This window comes from Comamonas halotolerans, assembly GCF_030162935.1.
Lineage (GTDB): Bacteria > Pseudomonadota > Gammaproteobacteria > Burkholderiales > Burkholderiaceae_C > Comamonas > Comamonas halotolerans.
Genome location: NZ_JASAUZ010000002.1, coordinates 95,985 through 122,749, shown reverse-complemented (window position 1 = coordinate 122,749; position 26,765 = coordinate 95,985). Strand labels below are relative to the sequence as shown.

Sequence of the window (26,765 nt, the reverse complement as noted above, 5' to 3'; positions counted from 1 at the left end):
AGCAGCTCTAAGTCTCACCAAAGTGAATTTCCTAATCCTATTTACTTTAAAACAGGCGATAGATTTTTGGTAGGAGAGATGTATAAAGGGCCGGAACCATGGGACAACTGGTATTTGTGTACAGCGTTAGGTCAAGAGCCTGGTTGGGTGCCAATGCAAGTTATCTCAATTCAAAGCGATGGAAAGGGCATTGCCACGATGGATTACGCCGCCTTGGAATTGGATGTGAGTGAAGGTGAAACCGTCACAGGACGACAAAAGATGAACGGATGGGTGTGGTGCACCTCCGTCAAAACAAATAGGGATGGCTGGGTGCCAGAGGAGAATTTGCTGGCAATAAATGAATAAGTGAACCTCTGAGAACTCATTGATTAGAAGCGACGGCTCAGGATTGGTAGTTGTCTTCTCGTACGCTAACCAGCTGGTAGGCCATAGCTTGATATTGAGCAGGAGGCCTATAGACGCAAATTCCTTGAAGGGAGCTGTAGGCCTTTTTTAGGCTTACTGATTCGCTTCGCCCTGACAATTGCCCCCTAGGCCTAGTGTCTTGCTTGTGCGTTGGAGTGTGATTTCCCGTTTGTCATGTGAGGTATCTAACTGGGCATCGCAGCTTAGCCTTTTATGCGTTTGGCGGCCCCTATCGCTTTTTCTTTGCTAGCTCTTATGGGGGCTGAAATTTGTATCCAGATTAATTTGATCAAACTGCCAAGACCAGATCCACCTTGGCGATTAGGACACTTGCGCCCCTGTAGGCAATTGTGGTTGCAGCACCTGTCATTCATGTGAATATGTCTCGAGGGTTTTCAAAAAATCGCCGTAGTTGCCTAGCAGCCTTCACCAGTCCGTTTCAGCGTAGATGCAGCTAGCTCTTTCGTAAGCCAGATGCTGGATTTGACTTGAAATTCTTATCGTGTCTCTATCTGTGCAATTGATCTTGTGCAACAAAGCTTAATAATTCCATACGATTTGTTACCCCGAAGGTGCCCTGCAGAGTTCAGCAAACAATGGTTTGCTAGACGGGTAAATTTCATGCCTTCTCACGATGCTTGCAACGCAGCCCTCACTGTGGCCTGTGAAGCTTGTCGGGATAACGGCAGCTGCAAGACTCATTACCTGATGATTGGCTCCACAGAGGCTACCGAGTCATGGAAAACATGACCTTAGGATGCAAGATTGCTGCAGTGATGAAGCTGAAAGAACTGGGGCACCCGACTCAAGTCGGAATAGAGAAAAGCTGTGGTCTGTTGCGCTGGTTTGACCGGATAGGTATCGATTGATGGCGAGCGACTGATGCTGTTGGGCATAGCTCATCACTTATTACACTTACGACGTCCCTCCGTTTTCAGTAACACTTGAGCTTGGAGCCCAATCCCAACGACAGGAGGTTGGATATGAAGAAGCGATTCACGGAAGAACAAATCATTGGCTTCTAGTGGGAAGCTGAAACGGGCTTGCCGGTAGTTGAGCTGTGCCGGCAGCACGGTTTCTCAGACTATCTTTGGCGCAGAAGTTTGCGGTATGAACGTGTCCGATGCCAAATGCTTCAAAGAGCTGGAAACCTAGAACGGACGACTCAAAAGGCTGCTGGCCGATGCGCTGCTTGAGAACGAAGTGACGAAAGAAGCCTTGACGAAAAAGTGGTGAGCGCACCTGCAAGGCGGGGGGAGGGAGCCACATGAAATGCCACGGGCTCAGCGAGCGACGAGCACTGCGCGCCATTGGCATGAGTGCCAGCGCTTACCGCTATCAACCGGCAGAAGATCATCGCATTGCCGCAGCGCCATTGACGCTACGGCGGCAGCATGATTTTTCTGAAGCTGCGCCAATCTGGCGAGTTGGTCAATCAAAAGCGGTTGAACGCCTGTATGCCCAGGCTGGCTTGCAAGTGAAGAGGCGCAAGCGCAAAAAGACTCCGATGGCCAAGCGGCATCCCTTGGATTCGTCCAGCGATGGCCAATCAGGTGTGGTCTATGGACTTGTGTTTGACCGGACGGCCGAAGGGCGCTGCATCAAGAGCTTGACCGTGGTTGATGACGCCACGCATGAGGCGGTAGCAATCGTGGCTGAACGTTCACTCAGCGGCAGCCAACTGGTACGCATCCTCGAAGAGCTAGCAATAAACGGGGTTTGCCCAAGGCCATCCGAACCGATAACGGCAAAGAATTTTGCAGCCGATCCATGGTCAATTGGGCGCATGTTCGGGGTGTGCAACTGTTCTTGATTGAACCAGGCAAGCCCAGCCAGAACGCCTACATTGAATCGTTCAACGGAAGGTTCCGCGATGAATGCTTGAACGAGCGCTGGCTCACAAGTCTGGCACATGCCCGGGTCATCATTGAATCTTGGCGCCGAGAATACAACGAGGAGCGGCCAAAGAAATCACTTGTCGGGCTAACGCCCAGTGCCTATGCACAGCATCTGATGCAGACGCAGTTAAATTAACCACCCGGACTCTAAAGCCAAGTGCTACTCAAATATGGGGTGATGTTGGTGTAAGCAACTATTTTTCTGAAAGAAACGCAGCGCGAACAAACGCTCTGCGTTTCTTTTTATGGGTTTTGTGGGGTACTTTAATAGCTGATTGCAAGCACTTTTGCTGCAGCCACCAACTCACTCACAAAGAAATTTTGCTGCGCTGAATGACGCTGCTGAACCGCTTTTCTTCCTCTTGCATGAACTGCTGGAATTCTTGTTGCGTGGGGAAGTAGCTGACGTATCCAAAGGTCTGGTACTTGGGGTCAATGTCTGGCTCGCGCAGCACGGCAGTGACGTCTTTGCGAATTTTCTCAACAACGTCGTCAGGTGTTTTCGGCGAGACAGCAAGCGCGTTCCAGCCAGTTACAAACGCTTCTGCGGGGCCGCCAGACTCGGCGATGGTTGGCACATCTTCAAAGCCTTTAAGGCGCTGTGGGGCCATGACTGCCAAGAAGCGCAATTTGCCTGCGCGAGCCAGTGGGCCAGCCGTGCCTGAGGAGCCCAGGGCAAATGCCAGTTCCCCGTTGGCAACACTCTGGTAGAGCTGGCTGGTTTCTTTGTAAATGACATGTTCCATCTTGGTGTTGGTGAGCGACTCCAGCAGCGCAGAGCCAAGGTGCACCGGATTGCCCACGGACCAGGAACCATAGTTGAGCGCGCCAGGTCGCGCCTTGGCATCTGCGATCAGGTCGGCAACGGTTTTGTAGGGGCTGTTATTGGGCACGCACACGAAGAAGTAGGTGCGAAACAATGGCAGTACGATCTTGAAATCCTTTTCAACATCGTAGGGCAGCTTTTTGAACAATGAGGGATAGGCTGCGATGTGTACATTGTCGAGCTGGATGATGTCTGTGCCATCGGTGGCACCACGCTTGAATGCATCGATGGCGATAAAGCCGTTTCCACCAGGGCGGTTTTCAACGATGACGGATTGCTTCCACAGACGTCCCAGTTTGTCTGCCAAGATACGCGATGTGCCGTCAGGGCCACCACCGACAGGAAATGGATTGATGATGCGTACGGATTTGCTAGGCCATGCACTGGCAGACTGGGCGTGAGTGCCCGTCATGCAGGCCATTGCCAATGCTCCCAAAGTGAAGGTGGCGTGGCGGCGGTTCATCTTGTTCGTCGAATTCATTGTTGTCTCCTTTTAGCAAGGGGGCCTTTATGGGAAGCCACTTTGGTTTGAACGGCAGTTTGGCTGCTTGATTTGGAATGATTTCAAACTTTATTGTGTCAGCGGCATGGTTTGCATCCAATGGAAAAGCGCACTAGCAGCTATGCTGTAACGGTATAGGATTTAGGTATTTACCCGGGTGATATGAATCTTCAGCAAATAGAAACCTTTGTCTGTGTTGCCGAAACAGGCAGTTTTAGCAAAGCTGCGTTGTTGCTGGACATTGCACAACCAGCACTGAGTCGGCAGGTTCGTGCTTTGGAAACGCAACTGCGAGAGACCTTGCTGATTCGTACGGGCCGTGGTGTGGCATTGACCGATGCAGGACGTCGCCTGCTGGATCATGGTCACGCGATCATGCAGCGGGTTTCGTTGGCCAAAGAAGATTTGAGCAGCCACCGTGATGAGCCTGTTGGACGCATTGTCGTGGGACTGCCTCCTAGCCTTGCTCGGAATTTGACGCTGCCATTGATTGATGCTTTTAGCAATGAAATGCCCAAAGCCAAATTGGCAGTGGCGGAGGGCTTCTCCGTGAACATTGCTGAATGGCTGACTACCGGACGTATGGATTTGGGTCTGGTATATACCCCTGAGCCTCAACCGCACATTGAGGTCATGCCTGTTGCTCAAGAGCCGCTATGTTTGGTGGGGCTGAAGGACAAGCTGCAAGATTTGGGAGATTCCGTAGATTTTTTGGAACTGTCGAAATACCCTCTCATCATGCCTCAGCGAGGGCAGATATTTCGCAAGCTGATGGAGGCGCAGGCCACGCTGTCACAGGTCAAACTGAATGTGGTCTGGGAAGTGTCCAGCGTCCCTGCAATTTTGGATCTGGTGCGCAGCGGTTACGGTTTTGCCGCACTGACGCCCAGCGCACTGAGCCAGGAGATGACAGACCAGCGTTTGGCGATGGTGCCCATCGTGCAGCCCCGGATCATGAGCACTCTGTGTCTGGTCCAATCAGCAAAGCGTCAGGCCACACCCCTGATCAAGCGCACGTCAGATGTGCTGCGCAAGCTGGCGCTACAGGCAATTGAAATCAAAACGCAAACGCCTTCATAACATGGGGCGCAGCTCGCGGGCTGCGTCTTGCAGCAAAGGCAAGATGTCGCGCTGCAACTGTTTGGCTGTGTGTTTGTGCGGGTTGCTGACCGCATTCAGCGCTGCCAGCGTGTTTCCATGTGCATCGCGCAGCGGGACAGCTATAGCCTGAACGCCAACTTCATGCTCTTCACAGGCGAGAGCGTGGTCTTGCTGCCGCACCAGATAGAGGATGGACATGAGTTGCTGTAGCGACGTGACGGTATAGGCCGTCAAGCGCGGCAATGGGTATTTGGCAAACCACTGCTCCAGCGCAGTGTCATTGAGATTTGCCAGCATGATCCGGCCAGTGGAAGTGGCATGTGCAGGTAGCCGACTGCCAAGGTGCAGGCCATGGACGGTTCGCAGAATTTCGGGTTGGCTATTGCTGCTGCGGGCAACAATCACCATTTCGTGTCCGTCAAGCACAGCGACAGAGCATGACAAACCGGTCATTTGACTGAGGCGGTGCAAGGCAGGCTGTACCGTACGGGGCAAGCGCGCCGATGCCAAATAGCTTCCTGACAGGCGCAATACCTTTGGAGCCAGCCAGAAATACTGGCCATCACTCTCCAGATAACCCAGGTGAGTGAGCGTGAGCAAATGCCTGCGAGCTGCTGCACGCGTCAACCCCGCACGCTGAGCAGCCAAAGTTGCATTCAGTCGTTGGCGCTCTATATCAAAGCTTTCCAGAACAGCCAGACCTTTGGCAAGGCCTGCAATGAAGTCTGCATGTGCAATATCTGACACCTTGATGTCTCTTTCTTGATGTTATTGCGCGACTATCGCGCAGTTTGCTCGATCATCGCGCAAAGTCGTAGTCAGGTGCGTGGAGTTTGATGAAGCACAAAACTACGCTTGGGACTTCTAGTTCGAAAAATATGGAGACATCCCATGCGTACCCAAGTCGTCATTGTCGGTGCCGGTCCGGCCGGTTTATTGCTTGGCCAGTTGTTGCATAAGGCAGGAGTGGACAACATCATTCTTGAGCAGCGAAGCGCAGACTATGTGCTGGGCCGCATTCGTGCAGGTGTGCTTGAGCAAGTCAGCGTAGACCTGCTGGAAGAAGCCGGCGCTGCGCAGCGCATGCGCGCCGAGGGCCTTGCACACGATGGCATTGAGCTGCTGTTTGGCGGTCAGCGCCATCGTATTGATCTGCATGCTTTGACAGGGGGCAAGCGTGTTGTGGTGTATGGCCAGACAGAGGTTACGCGGGATTTGATGGATGCACGTGCTGCTGCAGGCATGACCACGGTGTATGAGGCATTGAATGTCCAGCCACATGGTTTTGACACAGACAGTCCATTCGTCACCTATGAAAAAGATGGCGTGAAGCACACGGTGGAATGCGACTTCATCGCTGGGTGCGATGGCTTTCATGGCGTGTGCCGAGCAAGTGTTCCACAAGACAAGATCAAGACCTTTGAAAAGGTCTATCCGTTTGGGTGGCTGGGGCTGTTGTCGGATACACCACCGGTCTCGCAGGAGCTGATTTATGCGCACACCGAACGCGGTTTTGCATTGTGCAGCCAGCGTAGTCTTTCTCGCAGCCGCTACTACCTGCAGGTTCCGCTGACAGAGAAAGTGGAGGACTGGAGTGACCAGCGCTTTTGGGATGAACTCAAATTGCGACTGGATCCGGAGACTCGAGCGAAGTTGGTAACAGGCCCGTCTCTGGAGAAAAGTATTGCACCGCTGCGCAGCTTTGTGACCGAGCCCATGCGCTTTGGCCGCATGTTCCTGGCAGGCGATGCCGCCCACATCGTGCCACCCACAGGTGCAAAGGGATTGAATCTGGCAGCATCGGACGTGGGGTATCTCTACAAAGGCCTCGCGCAGTACTTCAATGAAGGCAGCACCGAGGGAATTGATGCGTACTCGGAACGTTGTTTGCGTCGCATCTGGAATGCAGAGCGTTTCTCATGGTGGATGACGTCGCTGATGCATACATTTCCAGACAGTGCAGGCTTTGACGTCAAGATGCAAGAAGCCGAGCTGGGTTACATCGTGGGCTCTCAGATTGGTTCGGCTGCGCTGGCAGAGAACTACGTTGGCTTGCCCATGCTCTGAAGGCAATACGTGGCAGCAGCTATGCCAATCTCACATAGCTGCTAGCTAGCAATGCCTCTAGTTGATGTTGCCGGGTAGCGCGAGAATCTGTAGCAACAGTTTTCTTGAAGGTCATCGTTGTATCGATAGCGCCGATTCCTTGTCATGGCAGGGAGGCAGCCCATCCGATGTGGATGGCCTCGAAGCGCAGCAGCGCTTCACAACGCAGGAGATACACAGCGTGGCGACGGTTCTCAGAGGTATTTCTTCCATGGCTACACGCCAGGTGCTGGCCGACTTGGCCCAGGCCTGGCAGGCAACTGGCGGCGCAGTGCTGGCCAATGAATCAGTGGGTGGCGTGGATGCGGCCAAGCGTGTGCAGGCTGGCGAGCCATTTGATGTGGTGTTCCTTGCCTCGGACGCTATCGACAAGCTCGTGGCCAGCGGCCATGTGCTGGCAGGCAGCAAAGTGGATTTGGTGCTTTCCAGTACGGCCGTGGCTGTGCCAGCGCATGCAGCGCTGCCCAACATTGCCACGGAAGAGGCGCTGCGTACGGCGGTTCTGGCCGCTCCCAAGATTGGCTATTCGACAGGGCCCAGCGGCGTTGCGCTGCAGCAGTTGTTTGTGCGCTGGGGCATTGCCGAGGAGGTGCAGTCGCGCTGCGTGCAGGCCAAGCCTGGAGTGCCTGTGGGTTCGTTGGTCGCTTCGGGGGAAGTGGCCTTGGGCTTTCAGCAACTGAGCGAATTGATTCATGTCGATGGTATTCGGATAGTTGGCCCATTGCCGAAGGCAGTTGCCATAGACACGATTTTTTCGGGTGGTGTGGTTTCTGGATCGGCGCACATAGAGGCTGTACAGGCTTTGCTGGCATTCATGGCTTCGTCTGCAGGTGACGAGGTCAAACGACGGCAAGGTATGGCGCCCGCGTGAGGGGTATCCACTGATCATTGTTCGAGCGTGAGCGAGAGATCGGGGGGCATGTCGGTAAAGGGCGGTGTCTATGGTCAGGATCATGACCGGCACCATAGTTTTATAAAAAAGGCTGTGTGCGCTTTTGATGGGGCGGCATACGGTGATATGAGAGACAGCAGGCATCCAACATGAGTGCATCTTCCAATCCCACCACTGCTCAGGCAGACATTGCCAATGTTCAGACTTTGCTGAACGAAGCGCGTTTTTCTGGCTATCAGTGGATGATTTTTGTTCTGTGCTTTCTGATTGTGTTGCTCGATGGCTTCGACACGGCAGCCATCGGATTTATTGCACCTTCGTTGCTCAGTGAGTGGGGATTGGAGAAGTCCCAATTGGGGCCGGTGCTGAGTGCTGCGCTTTTGGGCCTGGCATTTGGTGCGTTGGGAGCGGGGCCTCTGGCTGACCGATTTGGTCGTAAAAGTGTGCTGACGCTGGCAGTGCTGGTGATGGGTACTGCATCGGTGGTATCAGGGCTGGTTCATTCTTTGGAGGACTTGACCCTGTGGCGTTTCATTACGGGCCTGGGGCTGGGGGCGGCCATGCCCAATGCGGTGACGCTGATGAATGAATACTGCCCGGACAGCAAACGCTCTTTCATTACCAATTGCATGTTCTGCGGCTTTCCCATCGGTTCGGCGTTTGGTGGTTTCTTTGCGGCCTGGATGATTCCTCACTTTGGCTGGCGCAGTCTGCTGATCCTGGGGGGCGTAGCGCCCCTGCTGCTGGCCGTGATCATGATTTTTATGCTGCCGGAGTCGGTGCGCTTCATGGTGCTCAAGAAGTTCTCGGCAGAACGCATTCGCAAGGTGATGCTGCATATCACTGACAAGGCACGTACAGCACAAGGCTTTGTGCTGCAGGACAACGTGGCCAGCTTGAGCGCTGCGGATTCTGGCCCGCAGGGATTGCGTCTGGTGTTCTCGCGTCCCTTCATTGTGGGGACCTTGGCCTTGTGGCTCACCTATTTCATGGGCCTGGTGATCGTCTACGGTCTTGTGAACTGGATGCCCGTGCTTTTCAAGGACGCAGGTGTGCCATCAAGCCAGGCGGCCGTAATTGCCGCACTGTTTCAACTCGGCGGTGTGGGTGCCATTTTCTTTGGCCTGCTGATGGACCGCTGGAATGCCAACCTGATTATTGCCAGCGGCTATCTGCTCACCAGCGTGGCAGTGGCGCTCATCGGCCAGGTTTTAGGTGGTAGCGTGGGCTTGCTGGTGGCATCGGTGTTCGTGGCAGGCCTGCTGATGAATGCGGCACAGTCGTCCATGCAGGCGCTTGCTGCGGAGTATTACCCCACTGCCGGACGAGCCAGTGGGGTGTCGTGGATGTTAGGCATTGGCCGCTTTGGCGGCATTGCAGGCTCATTTCTGGTGGCAGAGCTTTCACGTCGCCACATGGCGATGACAGAAGTGTTTCTGGTCATCGCTATCCCCGGTGTAATTGCGGCTGTTGCTTTGTTGGTGAAAAACAAGTTTGCCGGTGCACCCCAAAAAATGACACGCGTGGCAGGGCACTGAGTGCCGCAGCCCATTGATTACTGCATATTTCAAGGAGTCTGGACATGATCATTGACGTACACGGCCACTACACCACGGCACCTGCCGCTTTGGGTGCATGGCGCGATTTGCAAATTGCCGGTTTGAAGGACCCCTCCAAAGCCCCCAAAGCCAGCGATCTCAAAATCAGCGACGATGAAATCCGCGAGACCATCGAGACCAATCAGTTGCGACTGATGAAAGAGCGCGGTTCGGATCTGACGATCTTCAGCCCACGTGCTTCTTTCATGGCCCACCACATTGGTGACTTTCAGACTTCGAGCACCTGGGCTGCCATTTGCAATGAGCTGTGCTACCGCGTCAGTCAGCTTTTTCCGGATCATTTCATTCCTGCAGCCATGCTGCCGCAGTCGCCGGGTGTCGACCCTGCCACCTGCATTCCCGAACTGGTCAAATGCGTCGAGCAGTACGGCAATGTGGGCATCAATTTGAACCCTGACCCATCCGGTGGTCATTGGACTGCGCCGCCCTTGTCGGACAAGAGCTGGTATCCGATCTATGAAAAGATGGTGGAGTACGACATCCCTGCGATGATCCACGTCTCCACCAGCTGCAACAACTGTTTCCACACCACCGGTTCGCACTATCTGAATGCGGACACCACGGCGTTCATGCAGTGCCTGACCAGTGATCTGTTCAAAGACTTTCCGACACTGAAATTCCTGATTCCTCACGGCGGCGGCGCAGTGCCGTATCACTGGGGCCGTTTCCGTGGTCTGGCGCAAGAAATGAAGAAGCCTTTGCTGGAAGAACATCTGCTCAACAACATCTTCTTTGATACCTGTGTCTACCACCAGCCAGGCATCAATTTGCTCACGGAAGTGATTCCCACCAAAAACATTCTGTTTGCCAGCGAAATGATTGGTGCAGTGCGTGGTATTGATCCGCAGACCGGTCATTACTACGACGACACCAAGCGCTATATCGAAGCCACGCAAAACCTTACAGCAGAAGAAAAGCATGCTGTCTACGAAGGCAATGCACGCCGTGTGTTCACCCGCCTGGATGCTGCACTGAAGGCCAAAGGCAAATGACGCGTGCTTGCTGAACCAATGTTTGGCAAAGCTTGGGTTGTGGAAATCCTGAAAATCCTGCGCAACAAGCGTCTGTAGCGCAGGATGGGAAGAACAAGGAGAGTTGATATGTACGAATTAGGTGTGGTGTATCGCAATATTCAGCGTGCGGACCGCGCAGCCGCTGATGGTTTGGCGGCGTTGGGCTCGGCCACCGTGCACGAAGCCATGGGCCGCGTGGGCCTGCTCAAGCCTTATATGCGCCCTATCTACGCGGGCAAGCAGGTGTCCGGCACGGCCGTGACCGTGCTGCTGCAGCCTGGTGACAACTGGATGATGCACGTGGCGGCAGAGCAGATTCAGCCCGGCGACATCGTGGTGGCTGCTGTGACGGCTGAATGTACCGATGGCTATTTTGGTGATTTGCTGGCCACCAGCTTTCAAGCCCGTGGCGCACGTGCCCTGATCATTGACGCTGGCGTGCGCGATGTGAAGACACTGCAGGAGATGGACTTCCCCGTGTGGAGCAAAGCCATCTCTTCCAAGGGCACGATCAAGGCCACTCTGGGTTCGGTCAACATTCCCATCGTTTGCGCGGGCATGCTGGTCACGCCTGGTGATGTGATTGTGGCGGATGACGATGGTGTCGTATGCGTTCCTGCTGCACGTGCAGCCCAGGTGCTGGAAGCGGCGCAAAAGCGCGAGAGCTTTGAAGGTGAAAAGCGCGCCAAGCTGGCCTCGGGCGTGCTGGGGCTGGATATGTACAAGATGCGTGAGCCGCTGGAAAAAGCAGGCCTGCGCTATATCGATTGACGGAGACACGCATGAGTGCTTTTGAAAAAACGCCAGGCTGGCTGGATTGGTACCAGGGCCCCAGCAAGCCCAAGTTTGTGCTGCCAGCAGGTGCGGTGGATGCCCACTGCCACGTGTTTGGCCCAGGAGATGAATTTCCTTTCGCGCCCGAGCGCAAATACACACCTTGTGATGCCAGCAAACAGCAATTATTTGCCTTGCGTGATCACCTGGGTTTTGCGCGCAACGTGATCGTGCAGGCAACTTGCCATGGTGCAGACAACCGCGCCATGGTGGATGCCTGCCTGGCCTCGAATGGCAAAGCCCGCGGTGTGGCGACAGTCAAGCGCAGTGTGACCGATGAAGAGCTGCAAGCCCTGCACGAGGCTGGCGTGCGTGGTGTGCGCTTCAATTTCGTCAAACGTCTGGTGGACTTCACGCCCAAGGACGAGTTGCTGGAGATTGCTGGCCGCATCGCCAAGCTGGGCTGGCATGTGGTGATCTACTTTGAAGCGGTAGACCTGCCTGAACTGTGGGATTTCTTCACCAGCCTGCCAACCACCGTGGTGGTGGACCATATGGGCCGTCCCGATGTGAGCAAGGGTGTGGACAGCGAAGAGTTCGCGCTCTTCCTGAAGTTCATGCGCGAGCATGACAATGTCTGGAGCAAGGTGTCATGTCCTGAGCGCTTGAGTGTGACTGGGCCCAAGGCGCTCAATGGTGAGCAGAGCGCTTACCAGGATGTGGTGCCGTTTGCGCGCCGTGTCGTGCAGGAGTTCCCCGATCGTGTGTTGTGGGGTACAGACTGGCCGCATCCCAATTTGAAGGATCACATGCCAGATGATGGCTTGCTGGTGGACTTTATTCCCCATATCGCCCCTACGGCCGAGTTGCAGCAAAAGCTGCTGGTTGACAACCCCATGCGTTTGTACTGGCCGGAAGAAGCCTGATCGCTGGGGCCATCAAAACTTTATGAGGAGATGAATCATGGCATTGGATAAACCTTACCTGGACGTCCCTGGTACCACTATTTTTGATGCGGACCAGAGCCGTAAGGGTTACTGGCTCAATCAGTTCTGCATGAGCTTGATGAAGGCAGAAAACCGCACGCGCTTCAAGGCGGACGAGGATGCGTATCTGGCGGAATGGCCTATGACGGACGAGCAAAAGGCTGCCGTCAAAGCCCGGGACCTGAACTGGATGATGCGCACGGGGGGCAATATTTACTTTCTGTCCAAACTCGGTGCAACCGATGGTTTGAGCTTCCAGCAAATGGCTGGCTCCATGACTGGCAAGACAGAGGAAGACTACCGGGCCATGATGATGGCGGGGGGCCGCAAGCCCGATGGCAACCGCTTTGTCGGCGAAGATGGTGATGCGCAAGGCCCCATGAGCAAGTCGCAAGCTTGGGAAGAATGGGAGCATGCGCACGCACAGCATTTGCTCGCGGAGGCTGTGGAGCAGTCGCAAGCACAGCAGCCACAGGGGCGCGCAGTCATCACCGCTTCGGTGTACACCTCGCATGTGCCAGCCATTGGCGTGGCCGTGGACCAAGGCAAGACGGAGGAGCCATACTGGAAGCCCCTGTTTGACGGATACCAGCCCTCGAAGGAGTGGATGGCAGAGAACACGCCTGACGTGATCTTTCTCGTCTACAACGACCATGCCACCTCGTTCGACCTGGGTGTGATCCCCACGTTCGCGATTGGTACGGCTGCAGAGTTCGAGCCAGCGGACGAAGGCTATGGCGCACGGCCCGTGCCCAAGGTCAAGGGAGATCCTGAACTGGCTTCGCATATTGCACAGTCCGTCATCCAGCAGGACTTTGACCTGACCATCGTCAACGATCTGAAGGTGGATCACGGGTTGACCGTGCCACTGTCGCTGATGTTTGGTCAGCCCGAAAACTGGCCTTGCAAGGTGATACCTTTCCACGTGAATGTGGTGCAGTACCCTGTACCCTCTGGTCAGCGCTGCTTTGAACTGGGCAAAGCCATCCGCAAGGCCATTGAAAGCTATGACAAGCCCATCAAGGTGCAAATCTGGGGCACAGGTGGCATGAGCCACCAGCTTCAGGGACCGCGTGCAGGCTTGATCAACAAGGAGTGGGACAACCAGTTCCTGGATCGACTGATTGCCGACCCTGCAGAACTGGCCAAGGTGCCACACATCGAATATGTGCGCGAAGCCGGCAGCGAAGGCATTGAGCTGGTGATGTGGCTGATTGCCCGCGGAGCGATGGCTGATGTCGCTGGCGGCAATCCGCCCAAGCTGGCACATCGTTTCTTCCATGTGCCAGCATCGAACACGGCTGTTGGACATCTGATTTTGGAGAATCAATAAATGAGCAAAACCATCAAAGTTGCGCTGGCGGGAGCCGGTGCTTTTGGCATTAAACACCTGGACGGCATCAAGAACATCGACGGTGTAGAAGTGGTCTCTCTGGTAGGCCGCCGTCTGGAGCCTACCCAGGAGGTGGCTGCAAAGTACGGTATCGGCCACGTGACTACCGATCTGGCAGAGGCGCTGGCACTGCCGGAAGTGGATGCCGTGATTTTGTGCACACCTACGCAGATGCATGCCGCTCAGGCCATTCAGTGTCTGAAAGCAGGCAAGCACGTGCAGGTGGAAATTCCGCTGGCAGACAGCTGGGCGCAGGCGCAAGAAGTGCTGGACGTGCAAAAGCAGTCTGGCAAGGTCGCGATGGTGGGGCATACGCGCCGCTTCAACCCCAGCCACCAGTGGGTGAACAAGAAAATCAAGGCAGGTGAATTCAACATCCAGCAAATGGATGTGCAGACCTACTTTTTCCGCCGCACCAATATGAATGCACTGGGACAGGCCCGTAGCTGGACGGACCACCTGCTGTGGCACCATGCGGCGCACACGGTGGATCTGTTTGCCTACCAGGCTGGCAGCCCCATTGTGAAGGCCAACGCCATCCAGGGGCCTATCCATCCTGAGCTGGGCATTGCCATGGACATGAGCATCCAGCTCAAGGCTGCAAATGGTGCCATCTGTACCTTGAGTCTCTCGTTCAACAACGATGGTCCGCTGGGCACTTTCTTCCGCTATATCGGTGACAACGGTACTTATATCGCTCGGTACGATGATCTGGTCAACGGCAAGGAGGAAAAGATCGATGTGTCCAAGGTGGATGTGTCCATGAATGGCATTGAGCTGCAGGATCGGGAGTTTTTTGCTGCCATCCGCGAGGGACGGGAACCCAATTCCAGCGTTCAGCAGGTTCTGCCTTGCTACAAGGTGCTGCATGATCTGGAATTGCAGCTTGAGGCGTAATTAACTACGGCAGGTGCATCGAATAATGCATTGCACATCCCGCACTCGCTCACCAGTGATTGCGGGATTTTTTTTGAACCATGCCTTGTTTGTCAATGCATGGTTTCTACCCAAAAACTTTGATCATTCAGATCGCGAAAGGATGAGTAATGGAGCAACGCCGTATAGGCCCATGGAACGTCAGCAATGTAGGCCTGGGCTGTATGAACTTCAGCCATGCTTACGGCATGCCGCCCAGTGCTGAGCAGTCGCAGGCGGTATTTCACACCGCATTGGATGTTGGGGTGAACCTGTTCGATACAGCGGCGCTCTATGGTTTTGGTGCCAACGAACGCTTGATTGCGCCCTGGGTCAAACCACATCGCAACCGCATCACATTGGCCAGCAAATGTGGCATGGCTGGCGTACCTGGCGAGGATGGAGTCATGCGCCGTGTGATTGATGGACGGCCAGCTACCATCCGGCAAAACTGCGAAGACAGCCTCCAGCGTTTGGACACGGATGTGATTGATCTGTACTACCTGCACCGCTGGGACAAGAGTGTGCCGATCGAAGAGTCTGTGGGCGAGATGGCGCGGTTGAAGCAGGAAGGAAAAATTCGGGCCATTGGTTTGTCTGAGGTGGGCGCCGCTGCCTTGCGCCGCGCACATGCGGAGCATCCGATTGCTGCGCTGCAAAGTGAATATTCCTTGTGGTCGCGAAACGCTGAGCTGGGAACGCTGCAGGCTTGCAAAGAGCTGGGGGTTGCCTATGTGGCATTCAGCCCCGTGGGGCGCGCGTTCTTGACGGGTAAATTGCAGACCGCGAATAGTTGGGCAAAGGGTGATATTCGTGCGGCCATGCCACGGTTTGCACCAGAGGCCTATGCGCAGAACCTGCGCCTCCTGGCACCTATGCAAGTCGTGGCCGATAAAGTGGGGTGCACGCTGGCAGAGCTGGCCATCGCTTGGGTTCTGCATCAAGGCGAACATGTCATTGCCTTGCCTGGGACCACACAGACAGCGCACTTGCTGGAGAATGTGCGCGGCGGTTCTGTGGAGTTGACCACAGAAGTCTTGTTTGAATTGGATCAGCTGTTTTCGCCACAAGCCATAGTGGGCGACCGCTATGCACTGCAAGGGCAGCGTGAAGTCGATACTGAAAAATTCGCTTTTGAGAATACTGGTACTTAAGGCATAACGCTGCACCAGCTATGCCAGATTGAAATAACTGCTAGCCATCAAACAGCGCATGACCCTTGTCTGCAAATGGCACACTGGTCTTCATAAGGATTCAAGGAGTTTCGTATGCAAGACCGAAATCGATGGAGCGTGCGCTGTGGACGTGTTGTTGCCTGGGGTGTTTTGGCGCTGATGCCTTTGGCCGCGGCAGTGGCACAGCCATTGTCTGCCAAGCCCATCCGCATCATGGTGCCATTTGGGGCTGGGGGTGTGGCCGATGTCACGTCACGTGTTGTGGCGCAGCAATTGTCCGAGCAGATGGGGCAACCCGTCATCATCGAAAACAAACCCAGTGCAGGCGGCATTGTGGCGGCCGACTGGGTGGTGAAGGCGCCAGCAGACGGCCACGCCTTGTTCCTGATGTCCAACGGTAGTGCCGTCACCGTGAATATGTTCCAGCATTTGCCGTTTGACATGGTGAAAGACCTGACGCCTGTTTCCACCTTGGGCTATTTTGATATTGGCGTCATTACCGATGCCAAGTCAAAATTCAAGAGCCTGGGAGAAGTCGTCAGTTACGGTAAAGCCAACCCGGGGAAGCTCAATATTGGTAGCATCAATGTGGGAAGTACCCAGCATCTGGCTGCAGAGCTGTTCAAATCAGCAGCAGGTCTGAATGCCCAGGTGATTCCTTTTAACGGAACTCCGGCTGTGGTTACTGCTTTGCGTGGGCAGCAGGTGGATGTGGCTGTGGAGATCCTGGCACCAATCACCGGGCAGATCCAATCCAAGGCTGTGCAATTGCTGGCAGTGACAGGAGAAAAACGTTCAGAGCTGCTGCCGCAGACACCCACTGCGCAGGAGCAGGGCGTTAAAGGCTTTGTAGCTTCGTCCTGGAATGCATTGGCTGTTTCTTCCAAAACACCCCCTGAGTTGGTGAATCGCTTGCACAAGGAAATTGCTGCAGCTGTCAGCAACCCCGAGGTGGTGAAAAAACTGCGCAGCTTGAATGTACAAGCCCAATCCAGCACACCGGCCGAGACGGCTCAGCTGCTGAAAACAGAAATTCAGCGCTGGGGCACAGTGATCGAAAAAGCAGGCATACCCAAGCAGTAAGCAATTTAGCCTAGCCATATAAAAAAACAGAACGCCACGCTATGTGGCGTTTTTTTATTATTTGCATAAGCTTTTTTAACGAATGGCGCAAAGGTGCAAGCTTTACAGGGTTTCCTGAGGGAGAAAATTATAGGGTTCTTGGCAGAACCTCTGGTTAAAGGTGAGTGAATTTTGTGAATAAGTACCAATATCCATTTGTTTGCAATTGAAAGAGGCAGCATGTGAGAGAAATGAGTCTTTAAACGCCTGATTGATTACAAAAAACATGGGCATAACAAACACAGAACTCAAAAGTTCAGACCTGAAAACCATTATTCACTCCAAGCGAGCCAACATCTATTTGTTAGAGCATTGTCGTGTGTTGGTGAATGGGGGACGTGTGGAGTATGTCACGGACGCTGGCAAAAAAAGTCTGTATTGGAACATTCCCATTGCCAATACCACCAGCATTTTGCTGGGCACAGGCACTTCGATTACACAGGCAGCCATGCGCGAGTTGAGCAAGGCAGGGGTGCTGGTTGGCTTTTGTGGGGGCGGTGGCACGCCTTTGTTCAGTGCCAAGGAAGTGGATGTGGAAGTTGCCTGGTTTCAGCCGCAAAGTGAATACCGGCCAACGGAATATCTGCAAGCCTGGGTGCAGTTCTGGTTTGATGACGCACTGCGCCTGCATGCCGCTAAAAAGCTGCAGGCACTTCGCTTGGAGCGCATTCGCGGCGAATGGCAAAAACGCAGTTTGAGAGATGGTAGCTTTGCGGTGGATGCTGCCAAGCTGGTATCGCTGCTTGAGCATTCGCACAGACTTTCTCAAAATGCCGTAGATATTACTGCCTTGCTCACCGAAGAGGCCCGCCTGACCAAGGCACTCTTTAAATTGGCCGTGGATACCGTGGGCTATGGAGATTTCACACGGTCCAAGCGCGGCACCGGCACCGACCCCGCAAACCGCTTTCTCGATCACGGCAACTATCTGGCTTATGGTTTGGGCGCCACTGCCACCTGGGTGCTGGGATTGCCGCATGGCCTGGCTGTGCTCCATGGCAAAACGCGGCGCGGAGGGCTGGTGTTTGATGTGGCTGACCTGGTCAAGGATGCTGCCATCCTGCCGCAAGCCTTTATGTCTGCGATGCGCGGCGACGACGAACAGCAATTTCGCAGCGGCTGTATTGAAGTGCTCACTCGCTCAGAGTCATTGGACTTCATGATCGACAGCGTCAAGCAAATTGCGATGGAAACCTCCAGACTGGCGCTGCACAAGCAATCCATCACCCAGGGGCAGCCATGAATGTGCTGTTTGTCTCCCAATGCAGCAAACGAGCGCTGACCGAAACGCGCCGCATTCTGGACCAGTTTGCCGAGCGTCGTGGCGAGCGCACTTGGCAGACCTCCATCACCCAAGCCGGTCTGGACACCGTGCGCAAGCTGCTGCGCCAGAGCGCACGCAAAAACACTGCGGTGGCCTGCCACTGGATTCGCGGGCGCGACCACAGCGAACTGTTGTGGGTGGTGGGTGATGGCCGCCAGTTCAACGAAGCTGGGGCAGTGCCGACCAATACAAGCAGCCACAACATTTTGCGTGCCGAAGATGAAAACGCCTGGCATCACCTACCGTTGATCACTGCCTTGTCAGCATTGGCTGCTTTGCTGCACGATCTGGGCAAGGCCACGCAGGCGTTTCAGGATCGACTGCGCAATCCCCGTGTGATGGAGCGCAACCACTATCGCCACGAATGGGTGTCAGTGCGCTTGTTTCAGTCGTTTGTAGGCAGTGACTCGGATGCAGGTTGGCTGCAGCGGCTGGGCGCTTGTGCCGACAGCGAGGTTGATTCCCAGGCATTTGAAGCGCACTGGTTGGCACAACTGCACTGTGATGGCATCACGGATGCCAAATGGCAGCCTGGGCAAAAGAGAGCCCTGAATCCTTTTGCTGCTTTGCCTCCGCTGGCACAAGCCGTGGCGTGGCTGGTGCTGACGCACCACCGCTTGCCTTGCAAACCCGTGGAAAAAAAAGCAGATACGGATCTTGGCGATGAAGACAAGCATCGTATCTGGCGCCGTTTCGGCAGCAACCGCGTGTCAATAACACGCGCAGAACTGACAGGGCTGTTGCAAGCCGTAAATGCAGACTGGAATGAGCCACGCGAGCCTGTGGACAGCCTGACGCTGGAATCGTACTGGCGCTTCCCACATGGCCTGCCTGTTGCTCAGTTGTCATGGCGCAAGCAAGTTGCGCGCTATGCCTGCAAGTTATTGGCTTTGGTGGACAAGGGTGACGGAGCATCCGTCTTGAACGACCCGTTCACCATGCACATCAGCCGCATGTGCCTGATGCTGGCCGACCACCATTATTCCAGCATCGAAGACGAGGCCCGTCGCAAGCCCTATCTCAGTGCAGGCTACCCACTGTTTGCCAACACTTCCAGAAAGAATGGTGACAGGTGGGGGGCAGGCAAGTGCTTCAAGCCGGTTTTCAATCAAACCCTGGATGAGCATCTGCTGGGCGTGCAAGCACACACCAGCCTTATCACACACTCGCTGCCCACATTGGCACGCAGCCTGCCCGCGTTGCAAAACCACAAGGGCTTGAAAAAGCGCAACAGCAGCGCACGCTTTCAGTGGCAAGACAAAGCCACAGACTGGGCTGCCGGTGTGCGCCTGCAAGCCGCCAGCCAAGGCGCGTTCATTGTTAATATGGCGTCGACCGGCTGCGGCAAAACCCTGGGCAATGCACGCATCATGAATGCCTTGGCCGATCCCAAGCTCGGCATGCGCTGCGCCTTTGCCATTGGCCTGCGCACCCTGACCTTGCAAACCGGGCGCAGCTTTCAGCGTGACTTGGGGCTGAGCGATGAGCAGCTGGCCATCAGGGTCGGTGGTGCGGCCAGCCGCGACTTGTTTGAATACTGGGAGCGGCAAGCTGAAGCCACAGGCTCTGCATCCAATCAAGCCTTGCTGGATGAGGGTGGGCAGGTGTTGTTTGAGGGCAATGACCGCCATCCCTTGCTGGAGCGTTTGACAGACGACGCACAGGTGCGCCGCCTGATTGCGGCCCCTTTGCTGGTGTGCACGGTAGACCACCTCACGCCCGCCACCGAAAGCCTGCGCGGTGGTCGCCAGATTGCCCCCATGTTGCGTTTGCTGACCAGCGACCTGGTGCTGGATGAGCCAGACGACTTTGACATGGCTGATTTGCCCGCGCTTACACGTCTTGTGCACTGGGCCGGGTTACTGGGTTCTCGGGTGTTGCTGTCGTCGGCCACCTTGCCGCCAGCCTTGGTGGAGGGACTGTTTCGCGCTTACCGTGCTGGGCGTGAAGTATTTCAAAAACACCGTAGTGATCGCCCGCATGAGCCCGTCAGCGTGTGCTGCCTGTGGGTGGATGAATTTCACCAAGCCGACCATGCATGCGCCAAAGGCAGCGACTTCGCTCAAGCGCATGAAACATTCGTCGGCAAGCGTATGCAGCAACTGGCCAAAGCAGCCAAGACCGGGGCACGCAGGCTGGCGCAAATTGTTCCGCTGCCAGAGGATTTGCAGGCCATAGGCGTCCCGGTACAGCAACGTCGCCAGGAATTGGCGCAATTCATGCTGCAGTGCGCCTGGAAGCTGCACAGCAACACGCAAAACCACAGCCTTGATCCGGAGAGTGGCAAGCGTGTGAGTTTTGGACTGATTCGCATGGCCAATATTGCGCCGCTGCTGGACGTGGCGCAGTCTATCTACTCCCAAGGTGCTCCTGCAGGCGTGCGCATTCATCTGTGTGTGTACCACTCGCAGTTTCCGCTGCTGGCGCGTTCCATCATTGAACAGGAGCTGGACACCGTGCTCAGTCGCCGCCCACTGGAAGATGGCGCAGACCCTGTGTTCCAGCGTCCCTCCATACGTGCGCTGATTGACCAATATCCGGAGAGCGACCAACTCTTTATTGTGCTGGGCAGTCCCATCACCGAAGTGGGGCGTGACCATGACTATGACTGGGCCGTGGTGGAGCCATCATCGATGCGCTCCCTCATTCAGTTGGTTGGCCGAGTGCGCCGACATCGCAGCAGTCCCGTGCAAACGGTCAATGTGCAAGTTCTGGACACCAACGGTAAGGCGCTGGAGTTTACGGAGGACGCTGATCGTGAAAAAGCGGCCTATTGCAAGCCCGGCTTTGAGCTGGATGCCAGCGACACGCCACATTTTCATTTCAGTTCACACAGTCTGAGCGTCTTGCTAGAGCGCCAGTTGCAGGAATGGCCCAGCCCCTGGCCTGTGGATGCGCAACCGCGCATTCATCAAGTCAAACGAAAACCCAGGCGGGCAGACAACTGGGTGGATCTGGAGCATGCCCGTATGCGTGACACCATGCTCCCCAAAAAGCCTGATGCACTCATGCCCACACTGGTTCAGCGCGATGCCAGCCTGGCTTGGTATGAAGCCGATGCAGCCCATCCGCAGCGCCTGTGGCTGACCGGCGTGCTGCCCCAATACCAGCGTTTTCGTGCCGATGACCAGCAGCGTGTGGAGGTGGCGTTTTTACCAGATGAAGATGAGGCGCTGTTGCTCTTGCATCGTGTGGTGGATGAAGGTAAGCGCACTGAGAACCTGTATGTGTGCGATGACGCAACCATGCTCACCCGCATTGCAGACAAGAGGCTTTTTCCCAACCCGCAGCACAGCGTGCAGCCCTGGATACAGGTTGATCTGCTACAGGCCTTGAGTGATCTGGCCAAAGAAAAAGACCTGACGCTGGAGCAGTGCGCCAAGCGCTATGCCACCGCCAGCTTGCCGGAGTCAACGCAAGGCTGGTGTTGGCATGAGGCGCTAGGGTTCAATAAATTAGTGCGCTGAAAACCTATCAACAAGATTTAGAAAGGAGGAGGCTGTTATGGAGAACATGGAAGAAGAACCTGGGTATGCAGGTTTTCATACTGCCGTTCGTGCATTCATTCGCACGCGCTTGCGAGCTAAGCTGGACAAACTTAAAGAGGATGACCCGAAACGGCAGCAGCTCATGGCAGAACACGAGCCGCATATATGGCTTGCTGATGCAGCACGCCGTGTGCAGCAAATTCAAGCGGTTACCCATTCGCTAAAGCCCATCCATCCGGACGCGCGCGGCACCAATCTTTATGTCGATCCGTCACAGCTACCCCCATTGCAAGATGTGGGCAGCCACGCCTTGGGTGCGGATTTTGATAGCGATGTGGTAGGCAATGCGGCTGCCCTGGATGTGTACAAGCTGCTCAAGCTGCAAGTAGGAGGTCAAACCTTGCTGGCAGCCTTGCTGGCAAAAGACCCTGCTGCCCTGCAAGCCCTGCACGACGATGCAACGCAAGCTCAGGTGCTGCGCGATGCTTTTGTGTCGTTGACTGAGGCGCGGGCCGGAGGCCCCAGCAGCCATACCCGTGCCAAGCAGTTGTACTGGCTGACAGGCGACGATGCCAGTGATGATGCGCAATATGAATTGCTGGCACCACTGTATGCCACTTCCTTGGCCCATGCGGTGTATGCAGAAATTCAGGCACATCGCTTTGGTGATGCCAACAAGGCGGCGCGCATCGCCCGCCGTGAGCGCAAGGCGCACGATGGTGTTTTTTATGACTATCCAGGCTTGGCTGCGCAAAAGATGGGTGGGACGAAGCCTCAAAATATCAGTCAATTGAATAGCGAGCGGGGCGGGGTGAACTATTTGCTGTCCTCACTGCCGCCTGTGTGGAAGAGCAGCGCCACGCGACTGCCTGTGGGTACAGATTCGGTATTCAACAAACTGTTCATCTCTCGTCCAGAAGTGCGTCAGACGGTGCGCGCCTTGCGCCAGTTTCTGCAATCCGAGCCACCTCCAAACCTTGAGACGCGGGAGCGTCGTGAAGCGCTGATCGACACTTTGGTGGACGAGCTTGTGGCGCTGGCCGGAGAGTTGCAGCAAAGCATGCCTGCGGGGTGGACCATGGACACCGACAGGTTTGAACAGCTCCATCGTGATGAGCAGCTCTGGCTGGACCCGTTACGCACTGAAATGCCGCAAGAAGCGGAGTTTGCGCAGGAGTGGTTGCACATGGACTGGCCAGCCGAAATTGGCAAGCGCTTTGGGCGTTGGCTGAACCAGCAGCTGCAAGACCGTTTGCCTGTAGGTGATGTGGAGGCTCGCGAATGGGCCAAAGAGTTGCTGGCTGACGAGGATGGCTTCAGGGGGCAGCTGCGTGCATTGCGCAGCAAGTTGGAGTCAGGAAAAGGTGGTGCAGCATGATCCAGCTACAGCCTCAAGCCATTCTGGTGTTGCCACACTTGCGTGTGCAAAATGCCAACGCCATTTCCAGCCCGCTGACGCACGGCTTTCCATCCATCACGGCATTTATTGGCCTGATGTGGGCGCTGCAGCGCAAGCTGGCGCACAAGCACATTCCCTTGAAGCTGCTCAGTGTTGGCGTGGTATGCCATCACCATCAGGAGCAGGTCAGCGAGGGCTATGTGCGCACTTTCAATCTGACACGCAACCCCGTGGACAAAGACGGCAGCACCGCTGCCATTGTGGAAGAAGGCCGCATGCACATGCAGGTGTCACTGGTGTTTGGCGTGGCCTTGCAGCCTGGTGCAGCAGCCAGTGAGCTGCATGACAAAGAGCAGCGTGAGGCATGGGCCAAATCAGTGGGAGAAATTGCTGAGCAGATGCGCGTGGCTGGTGGCAGCTTGCTGCCATCGCGTCCTGCGCCAGGCAAGAAAGTGCGGCCCTGGATGGACGTGATTGCTGAAGACAACGCGCAGCAAAAAGAGGACTTTCGGCGCTGGCGTCGCCAATGGCTGCCCGGTTTTGCACTGGTGTCGCGTGACGATGTGCTGGCACAGCGCCTGGAAAAGCTGCGAAATACCACGCAGCCCCAGGCCACGCTGCTCGATGCCTGGCTGCACGCAGCACGCTTTAACTATGAGGCGCAAGCTGTCAAGGACGGCGAAGCTCAGTCAGACGGCAAAGTCGAGTGGAAAGACCCATTCCGACAGATGGAAAAAACCAAGGGAAGCGGCTGGCTGGTTCCCATTCCTGTGGGCTATGCAGCCTTGGGGGCCCAACATGCAGCAGGTACGGTGGGCAATGCACGCGATATGACAGCACCGCTGCGCTTTGTGGAGTCGGTGTATTCGATTGGCGCATGGCTTAGTCCACACCGGATCGAGCGTCTGCAAGACTTGTTATGGCAGGCGGATACCGATGCCGCCGCAGGCTTGTACCGCTGCCGCAATACCTTTCACAACACGCTGTCAGAGCATCAGGAGTCAGCAGGCATTGCTGACGACGACTGGGATGAGGAGGACGACGACTATGTCGATGACTAGAGGCATTGGCACGCGCCTTCTTTGCATTTCTTCTTGAATTTTGAACAAATTACCTAAGGAATTTCACCATGTCGAACATACTTAAAACCGCTTCTGTCCTGGCTTTTGAACGCAAGCTGGACCCATCGGACGCCATCTTCCGCGCAGGCCGCTGGGAGGAGCGTGATGCATCTGCAAGCTGGGTGCCTGTGGAGATCAAGCCCAAGTCCGTACGCGGCACCATCAGTAACCGCCTGAAAACCAAAGACCAAGATCCTGCCAAGCTGGATGCAGCGATTGAAAACCCCAACCTGCAAACCGTGGATGTGGCGGCGCTACCTGCTGATGCAGACACGTTGAAAGTGCAGTTCACGCTGCGTGTGTTGCCTGGTGCAGGTACACCGTCTGCTTGCAACAGTGCGGATTACCAAGCCAAACTGCTGCAAACCGTGCAGGGCTATGTACAACAAAACGGCTTTGCTGAGTTGGCCAACCGCTATGCAGCCAACCTGGCCAACGGCCGCTTTCTGTGGCGCAACCGCCAAGGCGCAGAAGAGGTAGTGGTTGAAGTCACTGTGCTGAAAGATGGCAAGGCGGAACATTCTTGGTCTTTCAAGGCACTGGAGCACAGCATGCGCACGCTGGATGCTATTGATTCCAAAGTGAAGGAGGTGGGTGCAGTGATCGCTGAGGGCCTTGCAGGCCAGCGCCATGTGCTGCTGCAAATCACGGCCTTTGTGCGTGTGGGGGCAGGGCAGGAAGTATTCCCTTCCCAGGAGCTGATTCTCGATAAGGGCAGCAACGGCAAAAGCAAGACGCTGTATCACGTGGATAACGTGGCCGCCATGCACTCGCAAAAAATCGGCAATGCCATTCGCACGATTGATACCTGGTATGAAGGCGCAGCGGAGCTGGGGCCAATTGCCGTGGAGCCCTATGGCTCGGTCACCACACAAGGCAAGGCCTATCGCCAGCCCAAGCAAAAAATGGACTTCTACACATTGCTGGACAACTGGCTGCTTAAAGACCAGGTCCCCGCCGTGGAACAGCAGCACTTTGTTATGGCCGTGCTGATTCGTGGTGGTGTGTTTGGTGATGCGAGCTGATGCCATGACTACGCATTACATCGATATCACCATCCTGCCAGACCCCGAGTTCAGCCACGCACATCTGATGGGGGCGCTGCTGTCAAAGCTGCACCGTGCCTTGGTGCAATTGGGCAGCGGTGAGGTGGGCGTAAGCTTCCCGCAGCATGTGAACGCACCGGTGAGCAAGCGAACACTGGGTAGTCTGGTGCGCTTGCATGGCACGCAACAGGCCTTGGAGCAGCTCTCTGCCATTGACTGGCTCAAAGGCATGCGAGATCACATTGCTTTGGCAGCCTTGTCACCTGTGCCCGCTGGTGCCAGTCACCGTTGCGTGCAGCGGCGCCAATTCAAAACCAGCGTAGAGCGCCTGCGCCGCCGCCGTATGCAGCGCAAAGGCGAAACAGCGGAGCAGGCCACAGAGGCCATCCCTCTACATGTAGAACGCAAACCCGACCTGCCCTTTGCCAACCTGCGAAGCCATAGTACTGCACAAACATTTGCGCTGTTTGTTGAGCATGGCCCTTTGCTGCCACATGCAGCAAAGGGCAAGTTCAATACCTATGGACTTAGCCAAGGTGCATCAATCCCCTGGTTTTGACCCTTTTTTCAAGCATTGATCGCAGTGCTTTAAAAACAACGGGTTAGCGAATCGCTGTAAAAAAGGGTGGTTCGCTTTTTTGTGAGGAATTCTTTAAAAAATCAGTGATCTGACTGAGATATGCTCTAGTTCGCTGCCGCACAGGCAGCTCAGAAAACATGACTTGCGCAGAACTGTGAAAACGAGACGTTCGCTGCCGCACAGGCAGCTCAGAAAGCCGGTAGGTAAAGAAATCTAGGCGTGGGTTTGTTCGCTGCCGCACAGGCAGCTCAGAAAAATCTGCACGAGCGTGTGCCGTTCCTGGTCGAGTTCGCTGCCGCACAGGCAGCTCAGAAATCTGAAGCTGGACAAGGGTAAGCGCGTGACGTGTTCGCTGCCGCACAGGCAGCTCAGAAAAAGCTCGATTTCTAGCTCGTTTATTTTCTAGCGTTCGCTGCCGCACAGGCAGCTCAGAAACCGCCACCGGTGGGCACGTATTTTGTGATGAGGTTCGCTGCCGCACAGGCAGCTCAGAAATCGTCGGCATCGTTACCTGTAGCCATCTTGTAGTTCGCTGCCGCACAGGCAGCTCAGAAAATACCGCACCACACACAGCAATAACAACAAATGTTCGCTGCCGCACAGGCAGCTCAGAAAAAGCACAAGCCGCGGTTCAAGCGCTTGAGATCGTTCGCTGCCGCACAGGCAGCTCAGAAATCCAGACCCAATCCGGGTTGCGGAGGTTTTATGTTCGCTGCCGCACAGGCAGCTCAGAAATCTGACGGGTCGCGCACAGCGCCAAGCTCATGGTTCGCTGCCGCACAGGCAGCTCAGAAAACGCGGGGCACTGGAACCCCTCCAGATGCCATGTTCGCTGCCGCACAGGCAGCTCAGAAAAAAGGCATCTTCGGGTGTCACTGAGATGGAAGGTTCGCTGCCGCACAGGCAGCTCAGAAATTCGCGCCTCGATGCAGATAGTGCCGCTTTGTGTTCGCTGCCGCACAGGCAGCTCAGAAATTGCTGATCTTGATCTGCTTCTTCATATTCGTGTTCGCTGCCGCACAGGCAGCTCAGAAATCTGCGAAGTCACGCTTCACGTCGAATAGCTCGTTCGCTGCC

21 protein-coding genes, 2 pseudogenes and 1 CRISPR repeat array (1 of these 24 only partly in view) are annotated in these 26,765 nt (G+C 55.5%); of the genes and pseudogenes, 21 read left to right on the top strand and 2 right to left on the bottom strand.

The genetic code is table 11. The features are described 5' to 3' along the window. From QEP11_RS04040 to QEP11_RS04030, 3 genes and pseudogenes are all read left to right on the top strand, one after another. A partial coding sequence (locus tag QEP11_RS04040; protein WP_284335330.1) for an SH3 domain-containing protein occupies positions 1 to 348 on the top strand: 348 nt, incomplete at its 5' end. A gap of 797 nt (positions 349 to 1,145) precedes the next feature. After that, positions 1,146 to 1,277, top strand: coding sequence for a hypothetical protein (locus tag QEP11_RS04035; RefSeq protein ID WP_284335329.1), 132 nt, complete (start codon positions 1,146 to 1,148; stop codon positions 1,275 to 1,277). 174 nt (positions 1,278 to 1,451) lie between these two features. Further along, a pseudogene (locus QEP11_RS04030) lies at positions 1,452 to 2,442 on the top strand (IS3 family transposase). Between the two features lie 172 nt (positions 2,443 to 2,614). Here QEP11_RS04030 and QEP11_RS04025 read toward each other — a convergent pair. Beyond that, positions 2,615 to 3,613, bottom strand: a complete 999-nt coding sequence (locus tag QEP11_RS04025) for a Bug family tripartite tricarboxylate transporter substrate binding protein (RefSeq protein ID WP_284335328.1) — start codon at positions 3,611 to 3,613, stop codon at positions 2,615 to 2,617. A gap of 183 nt (positions 3,614 to 3,796) precedes the next feature. Here QEP11_RS04025 and QEP11_RS04020 point away from each other — a divergent pair, with 183 nt between their 5' ends. Beyond that, positions 3,797 to 4,714, top strand: coding sequence for a LysR family transcriptional regulator (locus tag QEP11_RS04020; RefSeq protein ID WP_284335327.1), 918 nt, complete (start codon positions 3,797 to 3,799; stop codon positions 4,712 to 4,714). Here QEP11_RS04020 and QEP11_RS04015 read toward each other — a convergent pair. After that, a complete protein-coding gene (locus QEP11_RS04015) occupies positions 4,709 to 5,488 on the bottom strand; it encodes an IclR family transcriptional regulator domain-containing protein (protein WP_284335340.1) in 780 nt (259 codons plus the stop codon). The two genes, QEP11_RS04020 and QEP11_RS04015, sit on opposite strands and share 6 nt — an antisense overlap. Positions 5,489 to 5,626: 138 nt before the next feature. Here QEP11_RS04015 and pobA point away from each other — a divergent pair, with 138 nt between their 5' ends. From pobA to cas6f, 17 genes and pseudogenes are all read left to right on the top strand, one after another. Beyond that, positions 5,627 to 6,802 carry a 4-hydroxybenzoate 3-monooxygenase gene (gene pobA / locus QEP11_RS04010; RefSeq protein WP_284335326.1) on the top strand — a complete coding sequence of 392 codons (1,176 nt, stop codon included), beginning with the start codon at positions 5,627 to 5,629 and terminating at the stop codon, positions 6,800 to 6,802. Between the two features lie 250 nt (positions 6,803 to 7,052). After that, positions 7,053 to 7,712: a substrate-binding domain-containing protein gene (locus tag QEP11_RS04005; RefSeq protein ID WP_413788673.1), complete on the top strand. Its 660-nt coding sequence runs from the start codon at positions 7,053 to 7,055 to the stop codon at positions 7,710 to 7,712. A gap of 170 nt (positions 7,713 to 7,882) precedes the next feature. Continuing rightward, positions 7,883 to 9,271: an MFS transporter gene (locus QEP11_RS04000; RefSeq protein WP_284335322.1), complete on the top strand. Its 1,389-nt coding sequence runs from the start codon at positions 7,883 to 7,885 to the stop codon at positions 9,269 to 9,271. 44 nt (positions 9,272 to 9,315) lie between these two features. Continuing rightward, positions 9,316 to 10,344, top strand: a complete 1,029-nt coding sequence (locus QEP11_RS03995; protein ID WP_284335321.1) for an amidohydrolase family protein — start codon at positions 9,316 to 9,318, stop codon at positions 10,342 to 10,344. A 108-nt stretch (positions 10,345 to 10,452) separates the two neighbouring features. Further along, positions 10,453 to 11,136 carry a 4-carboxy-4-hydroxy-2-oxoadipate aldolase/oxaloacetate decarboxylase gene (gene ligK / locus QEP11_RS03990; RefSeq protein ID WP_284335320.1) on the top strand — a complete coding sequence of 228 codons (684 nt, stop codon included), beginning with the start codon at positions 10,453 to 10,455 and terminating at the stop codon, positions 11,134 to 11,136. 11 nt (positions 11,137 to 11,147) lie between these two features. Further along, a complete protein-coding gene (locus QEP11_RS03985; protein WP_284335319.1) occupies positions 11,148 to 12,065 on the top strand; it encodes an amidohydrolase family protein in 918 nt (305 codons plus the stop codon). Positions 12,066 to 12,102: 37 nt separating this feature from the next. Continuing rightward, a pseudogene (gene ligA / locus QEP11_RS03980) lies at positions 12,103 to 12,426 on the top strand (protocatechuate 4,5-dioxygenase subunit alpha); the annotation flags it as partial. A 144-nt stretch (positions 12,427 to 12,570) separates the two neighbouring features. Continuing rightward, the gene (locus tag QEP11_RS03975; RefSeq protein ID WP_284335339.1) at positions 12,571 to 13,458 is read left to right on the top strand and encodes a class III extradiol dioxygenase subunit beta; all 888 of its coding nucleotides are present in this window, start codon (positions 12,571 to 12,573) and stop codon (positions 13,456 to 13,458) included. Further along, positions 13,459 to 14,415, top strand: a complete 957-nt coding sequence (locus QEP11_RS03970; RefSeq protein WP_284335318.1) for a Gfo/Idh/MocA family oxidoreductase — start codon at positions 13,459 to 13,461, stop codon at positions 14,413 to 14,415. A 149-nt stretch (positions 14,416 to 14,564) separates the two neighbouring features. Then, the gene (locus QEP11_RS03965; protein WP_284335317.1) at positions 14,565 to 15,587 is read left to right on the top strand and encodes an aldo/keto reductase; all 1,023 of its coding nucleotides are present in this window, start codon (positions 14,565 to 14,567) and stop codon (positions 15,585 to 15,587) included. A 180-nt stretch (positions 15,588 to 15,767) separates the two neighbouring features. Next, positions 15,768 to 16,691: a Bug family tripartite tricarboxylate transporter substrate binding protein gene (locus tag QEP11_RS03960; RefSeq protein ID WP_284335338.1), complete on the top strand. Its 924-nt coding sequence runs from the start codon at positions 15,768 to 15,770 to the stop codon at positions 16,689 to 16,691. Positions 16,692 to 16,956: 265 nt separating this feature from the next. Continuing rightward, entirely contained in the window at positions 16,957 to 17,973 is a 1,017-nt protein-coding gene (gene cas1f, locus QEP11_RS03955; RefSeq protein WP_284335316.1) for a type I-F CRISPR-associated endonuclease Cas1f, read from the top strand. Next, a complete protein-coding gene (gene cas3f, locus QEP11_RS03950; RefSeq protein WP_284335315.1) occupies positions 17,970 to 21,521 on the top strand; it encodes a type I-F CRISPR-associated helicase Cas3f in 3,552 nt (1,183 codons plus the stop codon). The genes cas1f and cas3f overlap by 4 nt, the downstream gene beginning before the upstream one ends. A gap of 37 nt (positions 21,522 to 21,558) precedes the next feature. Next, complete coding sequence (csy1, locus tag QEP11_RS03945) at positions 21,559 to 22,920, top strand: type I-F CRISPR-associated protein Csy1 (RefSeq protein WP_284335314.1); 1,362 nt, start codon at positions 21,559 to 21,561, stop codon at positions 22,918 to 22,920. Further along, complete coding sequence (gene csy2 / locus QEP11_RS03940; protein ID WP_284335313.1) at positions 22,917 to 24,002, top strand: type I-F CRISPR-associated protein Csy2; 1,086 nt, start codon at positions 22,917 to 22,919, stop codon at positions 24,000 to 24,002. Before csy1 ends, csy2 begins: the two co-directional genes overlap by 4 nt. 68 nt (positions 24,003 to 24,070) lie before the next feature. Next, positions 24,071 to 25,087: a type I-F CRISPR-associated protein Csy3 gene (gene csy3, locus QEP11_RS03935; RefSeq protein WP_284335311.1), complete on the top strand. Its 1,017-nt coding sequence runs from the start codon at positions 24,071 to 24,073 to the stop codon at positions 25,085 to 25,087. 4 nt (positions 25,088 to 25,091) lie between these two features. Further along, positions 25,092 to 25,667 carry a type I-F CRISPR-associated endoribonuclease Cas6/Csy4 gene (gene cas6f, locus QEP11_RS03930; protein ID WP_284335310.1) on the top strand — a complete coding sequence of 192 codons (576 nt, stop codon included), beginning with the start codon at positions 25,092 to 25,094 and terminating at the stop codon, positions 25,665 to 25,667. Positions 25,668 to 25,795: 128 nt separating this feature from the next. Continuing rightward, a CRISPR array of direct repeats spans positions 25,796 to 26,765; the repeat unit is 28 nt; unit sequence GTTCGCTGCCGCACAGGCAGCTCAGAAA (it continues 679 nt past the right edge of the window).

Excerpts from the sequence above, each read along its gene's own strand:
- QEP11_RS03960 (WP_284335338.1), top strand. The coding sequence starts at position 15,768 with ATGCCTTTGGCCGCGGCAGTGGCACAGCCATTGTCTGCCAAGCCCATC.
- csy1 (WP_284335314.1), top strand. The coding sequence starts at position 21,559 with ATGGAGAACATGGAAGAAGAACCTGGGTATGCAGGTTTTCATACTGCC.
- cas6f (WP_284335310.1), top strand. The coding sequence starts at position 25,092 with ATGACTACGCATTACATCGATATCACCATCCTGCCAGACCCCGAGTTC.
- cas3f (WP_284335315.1), top strand. The coding sequence starts at position 17,970 with ATGAATGTGCTGTTTGTCTCCCAATGCAGCAAACGAGCGCTGACCGAA.
- QEP11_RS04035 (WP_284335329.1), top strand. The coding sequence starts at position 1,146 with ATGGAAAACATGACCTTAGGATGCAAGATTGCTGCAGTGATGAAGCTG.
- QEP11_RS03970 (WP_284335318.1), top strand. The coding sequence starts at position 13,459 with ATGAGCAAAACCATCAAAGTTGCGCTGGCGGGAGCCGGTGCTTTTGGC.
- ligK (WP_284335320.1), top strand. The coding sequence starts at position 10,453 with ATGTACGAATTAGGTGTGGTGTATCGCAATATTCAGCGTGCGGACCGC.
- pobA (WP_284335326.1), top strand. The coding sequence starts at position 5,627 with ATGCGTACCCAAGTCGTCATTGTCGGTGCCGGTCCGGCCGGTTTATTG.
- cas1f (WP_284335316.1), top strand. The coding sequence starts at position 16,957 with ATGGGCATAACAAACACAGAACTCAAAAGTTCAGACCTGAAAACCATT.
- QEP11_RS04020 (WP_284335327.1), top strand. The coding sequence starts at position 3,797 with ATGAATCTTCAGCAAATAGAAACCTTTGTCTGTGTTGCCGAAACAGGC.
- csy3 (WP_284335311.1), top strand. The coding sequence starts at position 24,071 with ATGTCGAACATACTTAAAACCGCTTCTGTCCTGGCTTTTGAACGCAAG.
- QEP11_RS04000 (WP_284335322.1), top strand. The coding sequence starts at position 7,883 with ATGAGTGCATCTTCCAATCCCACCACTGCTCAGGCAGACATTGCCAAT.
- QEP11_RS04005 (WP_413788673.1), top strand. The coding sequence starts at position 7,053 with ATGGCTACACGCCAGGTGCTGGCCGACTTGGCCCAGGCCTGGCAGGCA.
- csy2 (WP_284335313.1), top strand. The coding sequence starts at position 22,917 with ATGATCCAGCTACAGCCTCAAGCCATTCTGGTGTTGCCACACTTGCGT.
- QEP11_RS03965 (WP_284335317.1), top strand. The coding sequence starts at position 14,565 with ATGGAGCAACGCCGTATAGGCCCATGGAACGTCAGCAATGTAGGCCTG.
- QEP11_RS04025 (WP_284335328.1), bottom strand. The coding sequence starts at position 3,613 with ATGAATTCGACGAACAAGATGAACCGCCGCCACGCCACCTTCACTTTG.
- QEP11_RS03995 (WP_284335321.1), top strand. The coding sequence starts at position 9,316 with ATGATCATTGACGTACACGGCCACTACACCACGGCACCTGCCGCTTTG.
- QEP11_RS03985 (WP_284335319.1), top strand. The coding sequence starts at position 11,148 with ATGAGTGCTTTTGAAAAAACGCCAGGCTGGCTGGATTGGTACCAGGGC.